The sequence below is a fragment of the Stenotrophomonas sp. Steno-C18 genome, from assembly GCF_056393195.1.
In genome coordinates this window covers 865,026-880,216 of sequence record NZ_JBWJOX010000001.1, presented here as the reverse complement: position 1 = coordinate 880,216, position 15,191 = coordinate 865,026, and the positions used below count along the sequence as shown (strand labels likewise).

The window sequence follows — 15,191 nt, the reverse complement described above, 5'->3', positions numbered from 1 at the left end:
AACGGCATCGGAATTGATGCGATGACCCATGGTCGGTTGGGGGCAAAACAGCGGCAACGACGTCAGGGTGTAATCACGACGATTACAACGGCCTTGGCTGCCCTACGCGCGAGGCGGGCGGCAACCTTGATCCAGTGAGTATTGTCGCCGAACAACTGCAGATGGATCCCCGCCGACAGGCCATGTTCCTGTACTGGATGGGCTGGCGTGTGTGCGAAATCGCCGAAGCCATTGGCGAGAAAGAGCGCACGATCCACAGTTGGAAGTCGCGCGACGAATGGGACCGCGCTGACAACGTTGCACGAATTGGCGGCGCGTTGGAAGCCCGCTTGGTGATCTTGATCCACAAGGACAAGAAAACGCCTGGCGACTTCAAGGAAATTGACCTGCTGCACCGTCAGCTGGAGCGGCAGGCTCGCATCCAGCGCTACCAGGGCGGCGGAACCGAAACCGAGCTGAATCCCGAGCTTGCCAAGCGCAACGCCGCGCCGAAGAAGCGGCAGCCCAAGAACAGCTTCACGGATGAGGAAGTCGAACGGCTGCAGGAGGCCTTCCTCGACGGCTGCTTTGACTACCAGCGCGACTGGTTCAAGGCCGGAAGCGAACGCACGCGCATCATCCTGAAGTCGCGCCAGATCGGCGCGACGTACTACTTCGCGCGTGAGGCGCTGATCGATGCCCTGACTTCTGGGCGTAACCAGATCTTCCTAAGCGCATCAAAGAGCCAGGCGCATATCTTCCTCGGCTACATGCGTGCGTTCGTGCGTGAGGTGCTGGACCGTGATCTGTCAGGCGATCCCGTCACGCTAGGTAACGGTGCAGAGCTGTTCTTCCTCGGGACCAATGCGCGCACTGCGCAGGGCTATCACGGCAATTTCTATTTCGACGAGTTCTTCTGGACACATGGCTTCAACCAGCTGAACAAGGTGGCCAGCGGCATGGCCATGCACAAGAAGTGGAAGAAGACCTACTTCAGCACGCCGTCCACGATGGCCCATGAGGCCTACGACTTCTGGACCGGCGAGCGCTTCAACAAGGGCCGGCCGACCGCCCAGCACCTGAATATCGATGTGAGCCATGGCCGGCTGTTCGGTGGGCGGCGATGTGAGGATGCCATCTGGCGGCAGATCGTCACCGTGCTGGATGCGGCTGGGGGCGGATGCGATCTGTTCGACATCGAGGAGCTGCGGCGCGACTACAGCGCCGAAGAGTTCGCCAACCTGCTGATGTGTCAGTTCGTGGACGATAGCGCCAGTGTGTTCCCGCTGACCTTGCTGCAGACGTGCCAGGTGGATAGCTGGGTTGATTGGGCGGGCGACTATAAGCCCTTCGCCTTGCGGCCTTATGGTGACCGTGCGGTCTGGATCGGCTATGACCCAGCAGAGACGGGCGACAGCGCCGGCATCGTCGTGGTGGCACCACCGAGCGCTCCCGGTGGGCAGTTCCGCGTGCTGGAGCGGCACCAGTTCAAGGGCATGGATTTCGCGGACCAGGCAGACTTTATCCACAAGATCACTCTGCGCTACTGGGTGACGTATATCGGCGTAGACACCACGGGCATGGGAACCGGTGTGGCGCAGCTGGTGAAGCAATTCTTCCCTGGCGTAACCACGTTCAGCTACTCGCCGGAAGTGAAGTCGCGGCTGGTGCTCAAAGCCTATGACGTCATCAAGAACGGACGCTTGGAGTACGACTCCGGTTGGACCGACCTCACGCAATCGCTGATGGCCATCCAGAAGACCATCACCAGGAGCGGGCGGCAGATCACCTACACCGCCGGGCGCACACAGGCGACGGGTCATGCGGACCTGGCCTGGGCGCTTCTGCATGCCCTACACAATGAACCGCTGGAAGGCGCTGCGGCTGTCGCCAGCACAATGGAGATCTTCTGATGAACACCGAAGACCAGGCCACGGCGAGTGAGCCGGCAGGCAAGTTTGAGGCCTTCACCTTCGGCGAGCCCACGCCGGTGCTCGAATCGCGTGGGTTGCTCGACTACTTGGAATGCTGGCGCAGCGGCCGCTACTTTGAACCGCCGGTGGACTATCAGGGGCTGGCGCGCACGGTGCAATCGAACCCGTACCTGCAGAGTGGGCTGAAGTTCAAGCGCAACATGCTGCTGCGCACGTTCAAGCCGCATAGGCTGCTGTCGCGCCAGCATTTTGCGCAACTGACGCTGGACTTCCTTACCTTCGGCACGGCCTACGTGGAGCGAGTGAAGGCGATGTCCGGCGCCGCCCATAGCCTGATGGTGCCACTGTCGCTGTACGTGCGCCGGGGAACCACCGAGGGAGAGTTCTTCCAGGTGCGGGCCGGTGGCATCGAACACGAGTTCACTGCGGGCACGGTATTCCAGCTTCGCGAGGCTGACGTTAGCCAGGAGATCTACGGGGTGCCCGAGTGGATGCCCGCAGTGCAATCAGCGCTGCTCAATGAGTCCGCCACGCTGTTCCGCAGGAAGTACTACAACAACGGATCCCATGCCGGTTTCATCCTGTACCTGACCGATTCGCAGGTGAACAAAGACGACCTGGACAACCTGCGCGAACAGCTGAAGGCGTCGCGTGGCGTTGGCAACTTCCGAAACCTGTTCCTGCACTCGCCCGGTGGCAAGAAGGAAGGGATCCAGCTGATTCCAGTCAGCGAGGTGGCGGCAAAGGATGAGTTCACTGGAATCAAAAGCGTGACGCGGGACGACATGCTTGCATCCTTGCGCGTGCCGCCACAGTTGCTGGGCATTGTGCCGCAGAACTCCGGCGGCTTCGGGTCCATCCGCGATGCGGCGATGGTGTGGGCGGCAATGGAACTGGAGCCGCTGCAATCGCTGTTCGAGCCGATCAACGAATGGGTGGGCGAACGGGTGATCAGCTTCGACCCGTTCTCGCTCGCTGCGGTTGCCGCCTGATGGTTGCGTTCACCAACCTGCGATGCGGCCAGTGTGCGCGACTGCTGGCCAAGGCCAGCGGCTACAGCGAGCTGCAGATCAAGTGCCCAAGGTGCGGCACGATGAATCACATGAAGGCCCAGAGCCTCCCGACAGATCGCCGCGAGCGACTGACTGAAGGTTCTACTGATGAAGAACGAGTTGTTGCAGGGCGATGCCCTGAAGCTGTTGCCCACCCTCCCGGCCGCGTCGTTCGACGCGCTGATCACTGACCCGCCCTACGCTAGCGGCGGGCTATCCACCACGGATCGCAAGAAGATTCCCTCGGCCAAGTACGTGCAGAGCGGCACCGGCCGCCAGTTCCCTGAGTTTGCTGGGGAGGAACGCGACCAACGCTCGCATCTGCGCTGGATGACGATGTGGCTAGGAGAGTGCAACCGCGTGCTGAAGGAGGGCGCGCCGGTGTGCTTGTTCACGGACTGGCGGCAGCTGCCGCTCACGACCGACGCGATGCAGTGCGCTGGGTTTGTCTGGCGCGGCGTCCTGGTGTGGGACAAGACCGAAGGGGTACGCCCGCAGCTCGGCCGACCGCGCAACCAGGCCGAGTACGTCGTATGGGGGAGCAAGGGGAGCATGCGCGGGGATCGGCGTGCGCCCATCCTGCCGGGCGTGATCCGTGAGCCCATCCGCAAGGCGGACAAGCTGCACATGACCGGAAAGCCCACGGCGCTGATGCGACAGCTGGTCAGGATCTGCGAGGCCGGTGGCCGGATCCTCGACCCGTTCGCCGGATCCGGCACCACACTGGTGGCCGCGCAGGAGGAGGGCTATGGCTGGACGGGCATTGAGATGACCGACCACTACACCCACGTCACGCGCGAGCGCCTGCGGGCGCTGTAGGCCCACCACCGGCACACCAAACACCGAGCCGCCCTCTGGGGCGGCTTTTTTGTGCCCGCTCGCCGAACCATACGGCGCGGGTCCATGCCGTATGGTTTCGGGCGGCTACCCCCCCGGGCAAACGCACTCGTCTCCCCGCCACGCCTGCCGTCTAAACAGGGTCGTTTTTCTGCAGGCCTGCAGGGGCCGCGCGGCTGCGCCTGTGCTGGGCGACGCGCGCATTGCCAGGGCACCGGGAACCCTGCGAATCCCTGCGCTCTGGGGGGCTTCCTGCTGCCACTGAGAGGCGGTAGAGCCGCTGCCCAAAATTTTAGGACACCCATCGGGGCAAGGTAATTGGTAATCAGGCCCTCCTTTGCAGTCCTAAGCCATTGAAATAGTGCGCTTTTCGGAGGTTACCGTTGACGGTAATCCGGGGTAACAAAAAAGGTAATCACTCCATAAGTTGTTGATTCTATTGATAGTGAGATAGGCAAGAGATTACCTTCCCAAAAGGTAACCTGATTACCATTCAGTTACCTAAAAATTACCTTTCTTTAGGTCTAATAACTTGTTGAAAGTAATAGGAAATAAGGTTGTTTTCTGGCGCTAATTACCTTTGTTACCTGTTCCCGATGCCGTCCCTAAAATTTGCTTACTGGGCGGCGGGGCTTCCCTCCGCTTGATGTTGCTCACTGATCGACGCCACAGCCCTGCAGCCGCGCGATCGATGCGGCCGCGCTGTCAGCGCCGGCGTTTGCGTGTGCCGATCGATGGGGCCTGGACGTCGACCAGGCCTTTGCCTGCAGCTCGGCCGGTGGGGAGCTGCCCGGTGGCCAGTGCGTCGTATGCCTCGCGTATTCGGTCCTGCCACTTGATCGCCCAGGCGCAAAGGAAGCGTTCGGCGTTGGCAACGTCGCTGTGAAACTCATGCTGCAGGTGGACCGTTCCGACGCATCGCTGTGATCGAGCGCGGCCGTCAGCCAGTGGGGACACGCACGCGATCATCTTGCCGTTGAGGAACAGCGCGGGACCGTCCAGCCAGTGTTTCAGTTCGAAGCCGTGGGGAACTTTCATGCGTGCGAGCGTAAGGGGATAGCGGCCACCGCATGAGACTCGGCTGCCAATCACGAGGGCGCCCCAACCTGGTGTGCGGGTTGGGCTGTGTGGTTTGACTCGCGCGTGGATGCTGAGAACACTCATTAAACCGCGAGTACCGGTTCTATCTGCCTCCACCCCCTTTGGGAGTTTTCCATGTACGCAACAAAGAACGAATTGCAAGAACAAGTGTTCTTGGATCAGATGCTTAAAGAGCTTGAACGTCACGCTGCAACAGATGGAATGGCTGCTGAGGCCCTGCGCTCAATAGGCTATGGCTTCACCAACGACCTGCCGACCCGGAAGCGGGAATTGAAGGCACTTCTGTCGCACTTGGGGGAAGGTGTTGAGGCTCAGCGCTTCTTGCGCGGACTTGTGCAAGCGGGTGTACAGAGCCGCGACCAGTTCGGGGCGCAGGATCCCATGCTGATCGCCGCCGCTCGCCGCCTTGGCCTTCTGGTGTAGTCGATCGCGCAACGGACGCAACTGGTGGCTAAATGCCGGGGTGGCCTGTGCGGATGGGAAAATACCTATCTCGGTGCGCACAAAATCAACGGTTTGGGCTTCCCTGCTTGGGAAAATAATCTTTCCTAAGTGACTGAATAGTCGTGACAGTTTGAGAAACTTTTAATCTTTTGGTCGAAGGTTCGAATCCTTCACGGCCCACCAGTATTGCCAAGGGTTCCGGAGATTCCGGAGCCCTTTTTTGTGGGCCGCTGAATGAACGTTGCTCGGCAAGTGACTTCGTTCTAGTTACGGAGAAAGCACCGCATGACGGTGCCTTTTCCGTTGGGGGCTTGCACGCCTGTCCGCCATCCCGGCGGTGAGGCGGCGGTGGATGCGCGGTTACTTCAGCAGCGTCGGCACATCGACGATGCGCACGTCGTGCATCTGGTCCAGGTAGGTGTCCAGGTAGGCCTTGTGCGAGGCGCCGACGATCACCAGCGTGCGCATGCCCGGCGTCGGTCCCATCAGGTCGCGGATGTTGGCCGCCATGCGCAGGTTGCGGGTTTCCCACGAGGTCACGTAGAGGCGGCCATAGCCTTGCGGCGAGGGTTCCTCCAACGCGGCGCCGTAGTCGCTCTCGAAGGCGATCGGCGCCATCTCCGGACCGTTGTAGTGGCGATACAGCGCCAGCGCCTTTTCCGGTGTGTCGATCTGCGCTTCGATGCCTCCGAACATCGCCGACCGGCGCGCGTTGGCGGGGTTGTCCCAGGCCTTGCGGATGGCTGCCACATAGGCCTTGGGATCGGGCCCGTAGCGGTCGGAACTGTGGTCATCCATCGGCCAGAGCCGCTCGTGGCCCAGGCGTGCGGCGAGTGTGGCGGCAATGACCGTGTTTTCATTGCGGCTGGCACGCAGGGCTTCCAGTGCGTTCACCAGTTCCTCGTCCAGGCCGTCGCCGGCGTGCCGTTCGGCGGCGGGAAGCCGCAGCCACTGGACGAGCGCGGAATCGCGCTCACCGGCAGCCAGGAAGGTGGCGGCCAAGCGGCGACGTTGCGCCGGAGTCGGCTGTGCGGGCCAGTTGGCCAGCAGGGTTTCCGCCGCCGCGTTCGCGGCCGGTATGTCGAGCCCGGTGGCCTTGGCTGCGGCCGAGACGTCGGGGCAATAGTCGTGCATTGTCAGTGCGTAGCGGGAGGGCTGGCGGCTCAGCATGTCGCACTGCAGGCCCGAGACGGCCTCGATGGCGATGGCCCGTGGCTGCCAGTTGGCCAAGCGGTCGAGCAGGCCGGCGAGCGATGCGGGGTCGAATGTGTCCGGCAGCCCTGCCAGATGGGCGGTACCCAGTACGACGACCTCGTTCGGCACCCCGTGCCGGGGCCCCTTGTGTGCGCGCGGTTCAAAGCCCTGCGCCTGTGCTGCGCCTGCCAGCAGGCACCCGGCCAGCGCCGTCCCGATCAGTAGGTTTCGTCCCAACATTCCCTATATCACTCCCTGGCCCATGGTGGTTTGCCGTTGAAGCGCCAGCTCGGCGCAAGCTGGCGAGGATTCCTGTCTGCCCGAGGGGCTGTCAATGGCCATGTTTCACGGTGCCCAAGGTCATCGACGGACGGCGCAGGATGCCGGCCTCACCTGCCGCCGGGGGACGACGCGCGCTATCGGGATGCCGGCGATGGCTGGCAGTGGATGAGCGCTCGGCCTACCATGCGGCTTGGCATCCGGCGCCCACGGCAGGCGGATGGCGACACCGATGGCGGCCCGGGGGCACGTTTGGACAGACAGATCACGCTATTGCTGCATCGCTGGCGCGAAGGCGACCTGGATGCGCGTGAGCACCTGTTCCAGGCGCTGTATGCGGACCTGATGCAGATCGCGCGCAGCCGCCTGTCCAACCAGACCAACGGCACGCTGCAACCGGCCGCGCTGGTCAACGAGTCACTGATGCGCCTGCTTGGCAGCGACGCCGACTACCAGGACCGTACCCATTTCATCGCTATTGCCGCGCTGAAGATGCGCTCGGTGCTGGTCGACCACCTGCGCGCGCGCTCTGCCGACAAGCGCGGTGGCAACGCCGAGCAGCTCACGCTTTCGCATGCGCAGGACATGAGCGATGAGGACACCATCGGCCATGACGTGCTGGCCCTGCACCAGGCGCTGAACAAACTGGCCGAGCTGGAGCCGCGTGCGGCCAGCACCATCGAGCTGACCTATTTCGGCGGCATGAGCCGGGACGAGATCGCATTGGTGCTGGATGTCTCGGTGCCGACGGTGGACCGCGACCTGCGTTTCGCGCGGGCGTGGTTGAACCGGGAACTGCGCTGAAACCGCGCACGCCGGGGGCAGGGTGAAGGAGCACTGGCAGCGGGTACGGGAACTGTTCGATGCGGTGTGTGAGCTGCCGCGTGAGCAGTGGCCCGCCGCGTTGGCCGAGCGTTGCGATGACTCGCAGGTGCGGGAGGAGGTGCTGCAGCTGCTGGGTGCGCAGACGGTGGGGCTCAGCCGGGTCAGCAACCGCCTGGACATCGCGCTGGCCCGGGCGATGGCCCCGGAGTTCGGCATCGGTGACCGGCTGGGACCGTGGCGGCTGATCGAGCGCGTCGCCCAGGGGGGCATGGGCACGGTGTTCAAGGCCGAGCGTGCCGACGGCGTGTACCAGCGGGTGGTCGCGATCAAGCTGCTGCACGGCCTGCCCGGCGGCATGGAAGTGGAGCGGCTGGCGATCGAACGGCAGGTGCTGGCCGACCTGCAGTTGGCGCACGTGGCGCGGCTGTACGACGGCGGCACCACGCCCGATGGCCATCCGTACCTGGTGATGGAGTACATCGACGGCAAGCCGGTGGACCAATGGTGCAGCGAACAGCAACTGGACCTCCCTGCGCGGCTGGCGCTGTTCCTGGACATCTGCGGCATCGTGCAGTCCGCGCACGAACGGCTGGTGCTGCATTGCGACCTCAAGCCGAGCAACGTGCTGGTGCAGGGCGACGGGCAGCCGGTGCTGCTGGATTTCGGCCTGGCGCGGATGCTCAGCGAGGTGCGCCAGGAGCGGGATTCGGGCTATTGCACGCCGTCGTATGCCAGCCCGGAGTTGATCCGCGGGCAAATGGTCGGTGCCGCCGGTGATGTGTACAGCCTGGGCGTGATGCTGCTGGAGCTGGTATCAACCCGGCCCTGCCTGCGCGAGCCCGGTGACGTGGACGTGCTGGTACCACTGCCCAGCGAGCATGCGCCGGCGGAGCTGCCGTGGCGCCGGCGCCTGCGCGGTGACCTGGATGCCATCGTCCGGCGTGCCTGCGCGCTGGATGTCGGCGAGCGCTACCGTACCGCCGAGGCGTTGATGGGCGATGTGCGCCGCTACCTGGAACAGCAGCCGCTGCAGGCCCGTCGTGCTGATCGCCTGTACCGCGTGCGCAAGGCGTTGCGCCGCAACTGGCAGGGCGTGGCAGCGGCCAGCGGCTTGCTGGTGCTGCTGCTGGCGTTCGTGATCGGCCTGGTGCAGACACGCCGGCAGGCGCAGGAGGAGGCCGCCGTCGCCCGCCAGGTTAGCAAGTTCATGGTGGGCGTGTTCGAGACGGCCGACCCGTTCCTGCGCACCGAGCGGGGGGAGGAGGAACTGACCGCACGCCAGCTGCTGGATCGTGCGGCATTGCAGGTGGACAACGAGCTGCGCGAGGCGCCGGTGGAGCGTGCGCGGATGCAGGCGGTGCTGGGTGCGGCCTACCAGAACTCGGGGGTGCCGCTGCAGGCGGAGCGGTTGCTGCAGCGGGCGTACGAAGGGTTCATGCGCACGGATGTGAACCGCCGCGAGGATGCCGCGTCGGTGCTGGCCAGCCTGTCCACGCTGAAGACGGGTGAAGGTGACGGTGCCAAGGGGCAGCAACTGGCCGAGCGCGGCCTGGCGCTGGTCGATGGCGCGGCGACGTCGGAAGTGAAGGCACGCCTGCTGGCGGCGCGTGCGTTGGCCTATACCAACCAGCAGCTGTTCGACCGTGCGGAGGTGGCGTTCAAGCAGGCGCGCGCGGCCTATGCGGGGCTGTCCGGCACCGATGACGAGGCGCAGCTGCACGAGCTGGTCTACAACACCGGCCTGATGTACCTGCGCTGGGGACGCACGCAGGACGCCGCGCGTCACTTCCGGCAGGTGATCGACAGCCTGCACGGCCGGCGCACCAGTCTGGCGCTGGCCGCGGAAACCCGGCTGGCGCAGATCCTGCGCGAGCAGGGCGACTACGCGCAGGCACTGCCATTGCTGCAGGCCGGCATGCAGCAGGCCATCGCACTGTATGGCGCCGAGAACAGCTTCGTGCTGGTGCAGCACGAGGCCCTGGCCGACCTGTACCAGGACATGGGCAACTTCACCGCGGCCGAGGAGCAGTTCCGGGCACGGCAACGGCTGAGCGCGATCATCGATGGCGAAGCGTCGGTGCGCTACTCGATGGGATTGTTCAACTACGGCACCCTGCACGAGCAGCGCGGTGACCTGGATGCGGCGGAGCAGATGTATCAACGCGCCTGGGAAATCCGCCGCGACCAGCTCGGGGCGCAGGCGCCGGTGACGATGCGCGCCGAAAGCGGGCTGGGGCGGTTGCTGATGCGGCAGGGGCGGATGGAAGCGGCCGGAACCCACCTCAAGCACGCCGACCTCGGGATGGCCGCCGCGCTGCCGGCCGATGCACCCGGACGGCAGGAAGTGCGGCTGTACCGCATCGCCTGGCATGTCCGCCAGAACGAACTGGAGCAGGCCAACGCGTTGCTGGAGCCCATTGGCGCGCAGGCAACGCCGATGCTGTCGCTGCAGTTGCTGCAGGTGCGCGCGGACCTGGCCGCGCGGCGCGGTGACGGGAAATCCGCGCTGGCCCTGCGTGATGCGGCGTTGGGACTGTCGATCAGCGTGTACGGCCAGGACAAGATGGAGACCCTGCAGAACCGCATCGCACTGGCTGAAACGCAGCTGCAGTTCGGCCATGCCGGCAAGGCGCTGGCCGAGCTGGACAAGGTGGCCCCGGTGCTGAGCCGCATGCAGGTCGATGGTTCGCCGGACCGGCGCAAGGTCGAAGGGCTGCTGTTGCTGGCCCGCGGTGGACGCGGCTGACGGCTCAGCCCTGCTCGCGCACGATGTCCACCAACCGCTGGCCATAACGGGCCAGCTTGCTGCCACCGATGCCGCCGACCCGGCCCAGCGCGTCGATGCTGGTCGGCCGTTGCTCGGCGATGTTGCGCAGCGTGCTGTCGTGGAAGATGACGAAGGCCGGCACGTTCTGCTCGCGCGCCAGTTCCGCGCGCAGCCCGCGCAGGGCATTGAACAGGGCCAGGTCCCCGGCCTGCACCGGCAGGCCGCTGCGCTGGCCGCCACGTTCGCGTTCGCGCGCCACCGGGCTCTCACGGCGCATCATCAGCTGGCGACGGCCCTTGAGCACGTCGCGGCTGGCGTCGGTCAGGCGCAGCCCGCCGTGCGCCTCCGGGTCGACTTCCAGCAGGCTGGCCGCGACCAGCTGGCGGAACACGCTGCGCCAGCTGCGCGTATCCAGGTCGCTGCCGATGCCGTAGGTGCTGAGCTTGTCGTGGCCGAGCTGGCGCATTCGCTCGTTGTCGCTGCCGCGCAGGATGTCGATCAGGTGGCCCACGCCGAAGCGCTGGCCGCTGCGGTACACGCAGCTCAATGCCTTCTGCGCCGGCACGGTGGCATCCCATGCAGCCGGCGGGGTCAGGCAGTTGTCGCAGTTGCCGCAGGGCTTGGGGTAGGTCTCGCCGAAACCGGCCAGCAGCACCTGGCGGCGGCACTGCATGGATTCGCAGTAGCCGAGCAGGTGGTCGAGCTTGGCGCGCTCGAGCTGCTTGCGCTCCTCGCTGGCCTCGGACTGCTCGATCATCTGCTTGAGCAGCACCACGTCGCCGAGCCCGTAGCACAGCCACGCCTCGGCGGCCTCACCGTCACGGCCGGCGCGGCCGGTCTCCTGGTAATAGCCTTCCATCGACTTGGGCAGGTCGGTATGCGCGACGAAGCGCACGTCCGGCTTGTCGATGCCCATGCCGAAGGCGATGGTGGCGCACATCACGATGCCGTCCTCGTGCAGGAAGCGGCGCTGGTTGGCCGCACGCACTTCCGCCGGCATGCCAGCGTGGTAGGGCAGGGCCTGCAGGCCTTCGTTGCACAGGAACTGCGCGGTTTCCTCGACCTTGCGCCGGGACATGCAGTAGACGATGCCGGCTTCGCCGCGGTGCGCCTTCAGGAAATCCAGCAGCTGGCGCTTGGCGTTGTCCTTCTGCACCACGGTGTAGCGGATGTTGGGACGGTCGAAGGAACTGACGAAGTGGCGCGCCTGCGCCAGGTCCAGGCGTTCGGCGATCTCGCGCTGGGTCGGCGGGTCAGCGGTGGCGGTCAGCGCGATGCGCGGCACCTGCGGCCAACGCTCGTGCAGCACGGTCAGCTGCCGGTATTCCGGGCGGAAGTCATGGCCCCATTGCGACACGCAATGGGCCTCGTCGATGGCGAACAGCGCGACCCGGCTGCGTCCCAGCAGCGACAGGAAGCGGCCGGTGAGCAGCCGTTCGGGGGCGACGTAGAGCAGCTCCAGCTCGCCATCGAGCAGTTCGCGCTCGACCCGTGCGGCCGTCTCTGCATCCAGCGTGGAGTTCAGGAACTCGGCACGCACGCCGGCCTGGCGCAGCGCTTCCACCTGGTCCTGCATCAGCGCGATCAGGGGTGAAATGACGATACCGCAGCCATCACGCAGCAATGCCGGGATCTGGTAACAGAGGGATTTGCCGCCGCCGGTGGGCATCAGCACCAGCGCGTCATTGCCGCTGGCAACATGTTCGACGATGGCCTGCTGGTCGCCGCGGAAACTGTCGTAACCGAAAACGCTGGAAAGCAGTTCTTGCGCGTGACTTTGGGGCATCGCGCTAGTTTACCTGCTGGCGTGGACTGGCCGGGTGTCGGTTATGCGGCTTTCGCGCCGGGGAGACGATGCCGGGGCGCGTAGGGCGGTTGGCGGCGGTGCGCAGGCAGCACCCCACCCCGGCCCTCCCCTTCGCTGCGCGAAAGGGAGGGGGGTTCACGCAACCTGGCAGAAGCCAGCGAAATCGCCGAACGCAGCGAACCCGCTCTTCCCCCTCCCTTTCGCGCAGCGAAGGGGAGGGCCGGGGTGGGTAAGCGCTGCTTCCCCGGCTCGAACCTGCCTCGTCCACGCGAGGGGAGGCAGCCCTGCAACGCTTACTGCAGCAGCGAACGCAGCATCCAGGCGTACTTTTCGTGGATCTGCAGGCGCTGGGTCAGCAGGTCCTCGCTGGGTGCGTCATTGGCCTTGCCGGCCTGTTCCAGTACCTTGCGCGCGGTGCGGCAGACCGCTTCGTTGCCGGAGACCAGCTGCTGGACCATTTCGCGCCAATCCGGGGCATCGGTCAGGCCCGGCTCCTCGGCGATAGAGGTCAGGGTCACGAATTCACGGTAGGAACCGGGTGCGTTGAAGCCCAGCGCACGGATGCGCTCGGCGATCTCGTCCAACGCGTTCCATTGCTCGGTGTACTGGTCCATGAACATGTTGTGCAGCGAGTTGAACATCGACCCGGTGACGTTCCAGTGGAAGTTGTGGGTCTTCAGGTACAGGGTGTAGGCATCGGCCAGGAAGTGTGAAAGGCCGTCGGCCACCTTCTTGCGATCGCTGTCCTTGATCCCGATATCCACCCCCGGGGCCGACGGTGCGGCCGCGGCGAGCTTCTTCTTGCCGGCTTCGGATTTGCTGCTGTGCTTGGTTTTGGCCATGACGCTTTACTCCTTGGCGGGTTGAATGGCTTCACAATACCGCTCCGGTAACCGTACCGGTATTTCAAGTTTTCACGTTGAACGATTGATGAGCGCTATCGAAAATCAGACTGCCACCCGCCTGCGCGACGCCCGCAAGGCCATTGACGGGGCGATGAGCCGAGACCGCGGCCGCCTGCTGGGCCTGTGGTCACGCTGGCGGGGCAAGCCGGCCGATGCGGCCGCCGAGCAGGCGCTGTTGCAGCTGTTGGAACGCTCGCAGGCGCAGCGCAGGCAGCGGGCCGCGCAGCCGGTTTCCATCACCATGGACGATGCGCTGCCAATCGCGCGTGAAGCCGACCGGATCACCGCGCTGATCCGCGCGCACCAGGTGGTGGTGATCGCCGGCGAAACCGGTTCGGGCAAGACCACCCAGCTGCCGAAGCTGTGCCTGGCCGCCGGCCGTGGCCAGGCCGGCATGATCGGTTGCACCCAGCCACGCCGCATCGCCGCCCGGGCGGTGGCCGCGCGCGTGGCCGAGGAACTGCAGACCGAGCTGGGTTCGGTGGTGGGTTACCAGGTGCGCTTCACCGACAAGGTCGGCGAGGACAGCCGCATCAAGTTCATGACCGACGGCATCCTGCTGGCCGAGATTGCCTCCGACCGCTGGCTGTCGCGCTACGACACGCTGATCATCGACGAGGCGCACGAACGCAGCCTCAACATCGATTTCCTGCTGGGTTACCTGAAGCAGCTGCTGCGCAAGCGCCCGGACCTGAAGCTGATCGTCACCTCGGCCACCATCGACACCGAGCGCTTCTCGCGCCACTTCGACGATGCACCGGTGGTCAACGTCGAGGGCCGGACCTACCCGGTGGAAGTGCGCTACCGCGCGCTGGACGAGGCGGTGGCCAACGGCGAGGAAACGCGCCCGGCCGGCACGCGTGGTCGCCGCGAGGACGCGGATTCGGACCCGGTGTCGGTCAACGACGCCATCGTCGCTGCGGTGGACGAGATCACCCGCAGCGACGCGCGTGGCGACGTGCTGGTGTTCCTGCCCGGCGAGCGCGAGATCCGTGACGCGCACCAGGCGCTGGAGCGCCGCAAGTACCGCGAGACCGAAGTGCTGCCGCTGTATGCGCGGCTCTCGGCCAAGGACCAGGACCGGGTGTTCAACCCGGGCCCGAAGCGACGCATCGTGCTGACCACCAACGTGGCCGAGACCTCGCTGACGGTGCCGCGCATCCGCTACGTGATCGACCCCGGCCTTGCCCGCGTCAAACGCTACAGCCCGCGCCAGAAGCTGGACCGCCTGCACATCGAGCCGGTGTCGCAGGCCAGCGCCAACCAGCGCAAGGGCCGCTGCGGCCGCATCTCCGAAGGCATCTGTTACCGGCTGTACTCCGAAGCCGATTTCCAGTCGCGCGCGGAGTTCACCGACCCGGAGATCCGGCGCTCCTCGCTGGCCGGCGTGATCCTGCGCATGTTGCAGCTGGGCCTGGGCCAGATCGATGAATTCCCGTTCCTGGAAGCCCCCGACGAGCGCGCGGTGGCCGACGGCTGGCAACAGCTGGCCGAGCTGGGCGCCATCGATGCGGAGCGCAAGCTGACCGCGATTGGCCGGCAGATGGCCCGCCTGCCGGTGGACGTGAAGCTGGCGCGCATGCTGGTGGCCGCACAGAAGGGCGGTTGCCTGCGCGAGATGCTGGTGATCGCCGCATTCCTGGGCATCCAGGACCCGCGCGAGCGTCCGCCGGAAGCCCGCGAGGCGGCCGACAACGCGCATGCGCAGTTCGCCGACGGCCGTTCGGAGTTCATCGGCATCCTGCGCCTGTGGGAGGCCTATCGCATCGCACATGAAGATCTCACCCAGTCCAAGCTGCGCGACTGGTGCGGACGGCATTTTCTGGGCTTCCTGCGCATGCGCGAATGGCGCGAGCTGCACCGCCAGCTGCGCCTGCTGTGCGAGGAGCTCGGTTGGTCGGTCAACGAGGGCGATGCCTTTGGCAAGGCGTTGCTGGCCGCACCGGTCGCGGTACCGGCCGGCGGCGATACCGAGGCCAAACGCAAGGCCACGCGTGGCGAGCTGCACAAGGCCGCGCGCCTGGCGCGCGAGGGCAAGCCGGACCCGGCTGCCACCGGCACGCCCCG

11 protein-coding genes and 1 pseudogene are annotated in these 15,191 nt (G+C 65.5%); 8 read left to right on the top strand and 4 right to left on the bottom strand.

Annotation, left to right across the window (positions count from 1 at the left end; translation table 11 throughout):
• The first annotated feature begins 134 nt into the window (after positions 1 to 134).
• The 4 genes from AC06FE_RS04045 to AC06FE_RS04030 are packed head-to-tail and all read left to right on the top strand — an operon-like array spanning position 135 to position 3,784.
• Positions 135 to 1,892, top strand: coding sequence for a terminase large subunit domain-containing protein (locus tag AC06FE_RS04045; protein WP_478072282.1), 1,758 nt, complete (start codon positions 135 to 137; stop codon positions 1,890 to 1,892).
• Entirely contained in the window at positions 1,892 to 2,905 is a 1,014-nt protein-coding gene (locus AC06FE_RS04040; protein WP_478072281.1) for a phage portal protein, read from the top strand. The genes AC06FE_RS04045 and AC06FE_RS04040 overlap by 1 nt, the downstream gene beginning before the upstream one ends.
• Complete coding sequence (locus tag AC06FE_RS04035; protein WP_478072280.1) at positions 2,845 to 3,156, top strand: Com family DNA-binding transcriptional regulator; 312 nt, start codon at positions 2,845 to 2,847, stop codon at positions 3,154 to 3,156. The genes AC06FE_RS04040 and AC06FE_RS04035 overlap by 61 nt, the downstream gene beginning before the upstream one ends.
• Positions 3,074 to 3,784 (top strand): DNA-methyltransferase, encoded by a 711-nt coding sequence (locus AC06FE_RS04030; protein ID WP_478072279.1) that lies wholly within the window; start codon positions 3,074 to 3,076, stop codon positions 3,782 to 3,784. Before AC06FE_RS04035 ends, AC06FE_RS04030 begins: the two co-directional genes overlap by 83 nt.
• A 723-nt stretch (positions 3,785 to 4,507) precedes the next feature.
• Here AC06FE_RS04030 and AC06FE_RS04025 read toward each other — a convergent pair.
• On the bottom strand, positions 4,508 to 4,840 hold the full coding sequence (locus tag AC06FE_RS04025) for a hypothetical protein (RefSeq protein WP_478072278.1): 333 nt from the start codon (positions 4,838 to 4,840) through the stop codon (positions 4,508 to 4,510).
• Between the two features lie 177 nt (positions 4,841 to 5,017).
• On the opposite strand from AC06FE_RS04025, the gene AC06FE_RS04020 reads away from it, so the two are divergent.
• Positions 5,018 to 5,326 (top strand): hypothetical protein, encoded by a 309-nt coding sequence (locus AC06FE_RS04020; protein WP_478072277.1) that lies wholly within the window; start codon positions 5,018 to 5,020, stop codon positions 5,324 to 5,326.
• Between the two features lie 381 nt (positions 5,327 to 5,707).
• On the opposite strand, the gene AC06FE_RS04015 is transcribed toward AC06FE_RS04020, so the two are convergent.
• Positions 5,708 to 6,781, bottom strand: a complete 1,074-nt coding sequence (locus AC06FE_RS04015; RefSeq protein WP_478072276.1) for a DUF5694 domain-containing protein — start codon at positions 6,779 to 6,781, stop codon at positions 5,708 to 5,710.
• Positions 6,782 to 7,072: 291 nt separating this feature from the next.
• Here AC06FE_RS04015 and AC06FE_RS04010 point away from each other — a divergent pair, with 291 nt between their 5' ends.
• The gene (locus AC06FE_RS04010) at positions 7,073 to 7,624 is read left to right on the top strand and encodes an ECF-type sigma factor (protein WP_165931196.1); all 552 of its coding nucleotides are present in this window, start codon (positions 7,073 to 7,075) and stop codon (positions 7,622 to 7,624) included.
• A 22-nt stretch (positions 7,625 to 7,646) separates the two neighbouring features.
• Complete coding sequence (locus AC06FE_RS04005) at positions 7,647 to 10,391, top strand: protein kinase domain-containing protein (protein WP_478072275.1); 2,745 nt, start codon at positions 7,647 to 7,649, stop codon at positions 10,389 to 10,391.
• A gap of 4 nt (positions 10,392 to 10,395) precedes the next feature.
• Here the strand turns inward: AC06FE_RS04005 and recQ are convergent, their stop codons facing one another.
• The gene (gene recQ / locus AC06FE_RS04000) at positions 10,396 to 12,198 is read right to left on the bottom strand and encodes a DNA helicase RecQ (protein WP_478072274.1); all 1,803 of its coding nucleotides are present in this window, start codon (positions 12,196 to 12,198) and stop codon (positions 10,396 to 10,398) included.
• Positions 12,199 to 12,512: 314 nt separating this feature from the next.
• Entirely contained in the window at positions 12,513 to 13,061 is a 549-nt protein-coding gene (locus AC06FE_RS03995; RefSeq protein WP_132865321.1) for a Dps family protein, read from the bottom strand.
• A gap of 88 nt (positions 13,062 to 13,149) precedes the next feature.
• On the opposite strand from AC06FE_RS03995, the pseudogene hrpA reads away from it, so the two are divergent.
• Positions 13,150 to 15,168 (top strand): annotated as a pseudogene (gene hrpA, locus AC06FE_RS03990) (ATP-dependent RNA helicase HrpA); the annotation flags it as partial.
• Positions 15,169 to 15,191 lie beyond the last annotated feature (23 nt).

Excerpts from the sequence above, each read along its gene's own strand:
- AC06FE_RS04040 (WP_478072281.1), top strand. The coding sequence starts at position 1,892 with ATGAACACCGAAGACCAGGCCACGGCGAGTGAGCCGGCAGGCAAGTTT.
- AC06FE_RS04035 (WP_478072280.1), top strand. The coding sequence starts at position 2,845 with ATGGGTGGGCGAACGGGTGATCAGCTTCGACCCGTTCTCGCTCGCTGC.
- AC06FE_RS04030 (WP_478072279.1), top strand. The coding sequence starts at position 3,074 with ATGAAGAACGAGTTGTTGCAGGGCGATGCCCTGAAGCTGTTGCCCACC.
- AC06FE_RS04025 (WP_478072278.1), bottom strand. The coding sequence starts at position 4,840 with ATGAAAGTTCCCCACGGCTTCGAACTGAAACACTGGCTGGACGGTCCC.
- AC06FE_RS04020 (WP_478072277.1), top strand. The coding sequence starts at position 5,018 with ATGTACGCAACAAAGAACGAATTGCAAGAACAAGTGTTCTTGGATCAG.
- AC06FE_RS04015 (WP_478072276.1), bottom strand. The coding sequence starts at position 6,781 with ATGTTGGGACGAAACCTACTGATCGGGACGGCGCTGGCCGGGTGCCTG.
- recQ (WP_478072274.1), bottom strand. The coding sequence starts at position 12,198 with ATGCCCCAAAGTCACGCGCAAGAACTGCTTTCCAGCGTTTTCGGTTAC.
- AC06FE_RS03995 (WP_132865321.1), bottom strand. The coding sequence starts at position 13,061 with ATGGCCAAAACCAAGCACAGCAGCAAATCCGAAGCCGGCAAGAAGAAG.